This window comes from Eudoraea sp. (genome assembly GCF_049665975.1).
GTDB lineage: Bacteria > Bacteroidota > Bacteroidia > Flavobacteriales > Flavobacteriaceae > Eudoraea.
In genome coordinates, this window is the sequence record NZ_JBATGR010000152.1 from 1 (window position 1) to 4596 (window position 4596).

The 4596-nt window shown below is 38.0% G+C and carries 5 protein-coding genes; 3 read left to right on the top strand and 2 right to left on the bottom strand.

Going from position 1 to position 4596, the window contains the following annotated elements; genetic code table 11:
* The coding region (locus WBN20_RS05700; RefSeq protein WP_424281033.1) for an AMP-binding protein at positions 1–741 on the top strand (741 nt) is incomplete at its 5' end.
* 37 nt (positions 742–778) lie between these two features.
* Here WBN20_RS05700 and WBN20_RS05705 read toward each other — a convergent pair.
* Together WBN20_RS05705 and WBN20_RS05710 are read right to left on the bottom strand one after the other, a co-directional pair.
* Positions 779–1072, bottom strand: a complete 294-nt coding sequence (locus WBN20_RS05705; protein WP_424274553.1) for a hypothetical protein — start codon at positions 1070–1072, stop codon at positions 779–781.
* A 471-nt stretch (positions 1073–1543) separates the two neighbouring features.
* Entirely contained in the window at positions 1544–3682 is a 2139-nt protein-coding gene (locus WBN20_RS05710; RefSeq protein ID WP_424281034.1) for a PQQ-dependent dehydrogenase, methanol/ethanol family, read from the bottom strand.
* Positions 3683–3818: 136 nt separating this feature from the next.
* On the opposite strand from WBN20_RS05710, the gene WBN20_RS05715 reads away from it, so the two are divergent.
* Complete coding sequence (locus WBN20_RS05715; RefSeq protein WP_424281035.1) at positions 3819–4148, top strand: hypothetical protein; 330 nt, start codon at positions 3819–3821, stop codon at positions 4146–4148.
* Between the two features lie 15 nt (positions 4149–4163).
* The coding region (locus tag WBN20_RS05720) for a sugar-binding domain-containing protein (RefSeq protein WP_424281036.1) at positions 4164–4596 on the top strand (433 nt) is incomplete at its 3' end.

Consider the following 4596-nt stretch of genomic DNA (forward strand, 5'->3'; position numbering starts at 1 on the left):
TATGGGTTAACGGAAACCTCTCCTACCTTAACCGTTAATGGTACTGAACCGGGGGGATCTATAATTGGTACGGTAGGCTATGCTATCAAAGGGGTAGAATTATATATAGATAGGTCGTCGGAGGAATATAATGAAGACGAAGGTGAGATACTTGCCATTGGGCCTAATGTTATGTCGGGTTATTATAAAAAACCTGAGATAAATGCTCAGGTATTTAAAGAAATTGATGGCAGAAAATGGTTCTGCACTGGTGACATTGGAAAATTGATTCAAGGTCCGAACGGCAAGGAATTTTTAAAAATAACAGACAGGAAGAAGGAGTTATTAAAAACTTCAGGTGGAAAGTATGTCGCGCCTGCACCGATTGAAAACAGGATAAAGGAAAATTTTGTTATTGATCAGATCATGGTTATTGGCGATAAACAAAAATTTGTTTCCGCCCTTATTGTTCCGTCAGAGGATGGCTTAAAGAACTGGTGTATGCATAAAAATATTGAGTGGACCAATCTGCAGGACATGCTAAAACAAGATAGAATTATCTCGAAATATCAAAAAGTGATTGATAACTACAATCCGGAGTTCAGTCATATAGAACAAATAAAGAAATTCCGTTTGGTCCCGGCAGTTTGGCTCCCTGTTCACGAAGATGATTCTGTGGCTGAGCTAACGCCAACATTAAAGCTCAAAAGACGAGTGATAAGGGAGAAATACAAAAAAGAAATTCAGGAAATATATGCTTAATACTGCTCGTTGTATTACTTAAGAATCTAGGAGATCCTTATGGTTTTTGATTCTTTAGCGCGTTGAGGCTGTCCATTTCTTTCCTGAATCTTAGGATCACCAAAGAGTCTAATTGCTGTGAAATACTATCTTTCATTGCTGCCCAGTTGTCCATATTCAGTTTTGAATTATATCGTAGAATCTTGTGAAATTTTGCCACGTTAAACCTGTTGGCTTCCCAAGCTGCAGCCGTACTTTCCTTATGTTTTGAGTCTTGCAGGTATATTCCCACACCAAAGCCCAGGATAACAATAACTAAAACAAAGGCTAAAATTTTAGTGGTTTTTGGCATTTTTCAGGTTTTAAGACCATGATATTAATGAGAACACCATGATGGATTTGGAGTAGTAAGGTAAATCAAAGATACAAATCAGAATGATTTGACTATAGTAGGGTCTAAATAAATCTGGATATTACCATGAATACCATAAAAAGAACAAAAGCACTACCAAAGGTCAGTACAAATTTGATAATTTTAGATTTTATTTTCATATCCGTGAAATTAGATTTGTCTGTTCTAATTACAAAAGATATCCGTTTAAGTATAATTTACTTGGATAAAATGCATTTAATTCTTTCTTTAACATAAGAATTTATAACCCCGTTGCCGCCAGTCGCACTAATGCTAGCCTTTTAACTTTTAGCGTACCGAGTAAGCTGATCCATAGTATTGGTTATTTGAATTAATATGTTCTCCTGAAATGATAATGCGGTGGATGGGATAATAACCGGATATGGTAATGGCATTTACCCACATTTAGTTTTAGTTTCCTCCCAGACTTTCTTGCTCTTTATATAATTCAATTTGCTGTTTAACCAGATATTGTTGAATGGCATCGGCATCATTTTCGTTAAGAACATCAGCAAAAGAAGCCATTCCGTTCGGTGCAAAAGCACCACGAAGTACAATATCTTTGAAAATGCTGTGAGTAGCCGGATTTATTTTTGCCAGGTTTGGATATTGGGAATAATATTCGGTGCTGTTTCCTGCTAAATGGCAACTAATACAATAAGTAAAGAACAAGGATTCTCCTTTCTCTGCCAATTGCTCGTCCAAATCAAGCTCAAATGGTTCCGGAACTTTGCTTATTACTGCTTTTGGGGGCAAATGGGTTTCACCGCCATTTAGTTTAAAAGCCAAAATACGTCCATAGTTTTGATACTTATGTATTGCTGCTCTCTTATCTACAGGGCCAACTATAAGCTCATTACCTCCATAGCCTGCCATCACAGCAATATATTGCTCACCATCAATTTGGTATGACATAGGGGCTGCCATAATTCCTGTTCCAATTTCAATCTCTTTAAGGAGTTCTCCTGTAGCAGCTTTATAGATTTTTAAGTGCCCCGTATTTGTTCCTTGAATTACTAGATCACCGGCTGTTGATAGAATACCGCCATTTCCTCTTGCTACGGGTTGTTCCAACTCCCATACAACACGCTGATTTACAGGATCCCAGGCTTTTAATTTATTCAATTCAACCGTATCGGCTTGTCCAATCAGATATTTCCTATTTTCTTCGGAATAAGGTGGGGCTGTTCCATCATAAAGTATTCCTGTGCCCCATTTTAGTTTCTCGAAAGAGAATGATTCATCTACCATGTAAATCCATGGATAGATTATTTCAGGAATATAGACCAGTCCGGTTTTAGGACTGTATGACATAGGATTCCAACTATGGCCTCCGGGTAACGAAGGAGTTACCAATTTGGGTTCATCCTTATACCAGCCCTGACCTGTTTTTACTGGCTTACCAGTTTTTAGGTCAACGTGGCTTGCCCAATTCACTTTGGTATATTTTTCTGCAGAAAGTAATTCTCCACTAGCTCTGTCCAGTATATAGAAAAAACCATTCTTAGGCGCCTGCATCAAAACTTTGCGATTCTCTCCTTTAATTTCAATGTCAGCTAAAATTATATTTTGAGTAGCAGTATAATCCCATATCTCACCCGGGGTAGTCTGATAATGCCAAATCAGTTTTCCATTGTCCGGATTGATAGCAAGAATGGATGAAAGAAAAAGGTTATCACCACCAGATGGACTCCTTAGCCAAATTGGATAGGGTGAGGAATTACCCGTGCCTACATAAAGTAGATTTAGCTTTGGGTCATAAGCAGATTGCCCCCAAACTGTGCCACCACCCCCGGCTTCCCAATTTGAATTGGGATCCCAGGTTTTTGAAGCCATTTCTAATTCTTCATGTTCAAAACCTTTTTTTGGGTCTCCCGGGACTATAAAAAACCTCCATTTCTGTTCTCCTGTGTTAAGATCATAAGCCGTTATATATCCCCTTACGCCAAATTCAGCACCTGAATTGCCTATGATGACAATATTCCCTGCCACCTGCGGCGGTCCGGTAATAGTATAAGCTACAGATCTATCTGTAAAAGTATCAACCCGCCATAATTCTTCACCATCTTTGGCATTAAGGCAAACCATAAATCCATCTAAGGTTCCCACATAAACCTTTCCCTTCCATACAGCAACTCCGCGATTAACTACATCACAACAAGTTCTGCGATTGTATGAAGCATCAACCTTGGGATCATACTTCCATATTTCCTCACCTGTTTTAGCATTAACTGCATATACAAATCCCCATGCTCCTGAAGTATACATGATTCCATCCACCACAAAGGGAGTTGCTTCCAGGCCCCGAGGTATCCGACCAATGGTTGATCTAGCATCATATTCCCAGGCAAAACCTAATTTCTCAACATTGTTGGAGTTAATCTGTTCCAACTGCGAGAAATGCTGTTGTGTATAATTACCTCCTAAAGACACCCAGTCTTTGGCTGTCTCCATCATTAACCGTTCTTCATCTACCCAGCCCTCAGGGCTTTCTTTTTTGCAGCCCAGGATAGCCACGTACAGGACGAAAATCAGGATTAAATTTCTCATTGGCTTACTATTATTAAATTGACATTGGAAACAATTTCATTAAATTTAGTGAGATTAAAACAAATGTTTACCGTGCAATAAAAAAGTTTTATATTATTGCCTGCTTATCTTCTATTATTTTAATAAAATTTACAAGATGTATTTATCAAAAAATTCGACCCTTCTTTTTGCGTTCATCATGGTGATGTCCTTCAATTTTAATAGTTTTTCTCAAAAACAGATTCAGAATGTTAATGGTAGAAAAACACTAAGCCTCAATGGAAATTGGCAGTTTATCATTGACCCCTATAAAATGGGCTATCTTGATTACAGACAAAAACCGTTTGATGAAAGTGAATCAGGAAAAGGAGGTTTTTATGATAACATTACCAACCCGGGAAAAACCAAAAGGGCAGAATATAACTTCGATTATGAGCCAACATTGACTGTGCCAGGGGATTGGAACTCTCAATATGAAAAATTGTAGTTCTACGAGGGAGTATTGTGGTACAGAAGAAATTTCAAGGCATCTTTAAAGAACGACAAAAGGTACTTCATTCATTTCGGCGCTATTAATTATGAAAGTCATATCTATTTGAATGGTAAAAAATTGGGAGTGAACAAAGGAGGCTTTACTCCCTTTCAATTTGAGGTGGGTGATAAATTGATTGATGGAGAAAATTTTCTGGTGGTTATGGTAGACAATACCCGCAAAAAGGATGAAGTGCCAACCATAAATACAGATTGGTGGAATTACGGGGGAATCACAAGAGATGTGAATCTGATAGAAACCCCTGAATCTTTTATTAACGACTATAAAATTCAGTTGGCTACAAACGATGCTTCCAAAATTAAAGGCTATATAGAGCTGGAGGGATCTGTCGGGGAAGAGTCGGTGGTATTACAAATACCTGAATTAAAAATAAATCAGAGCT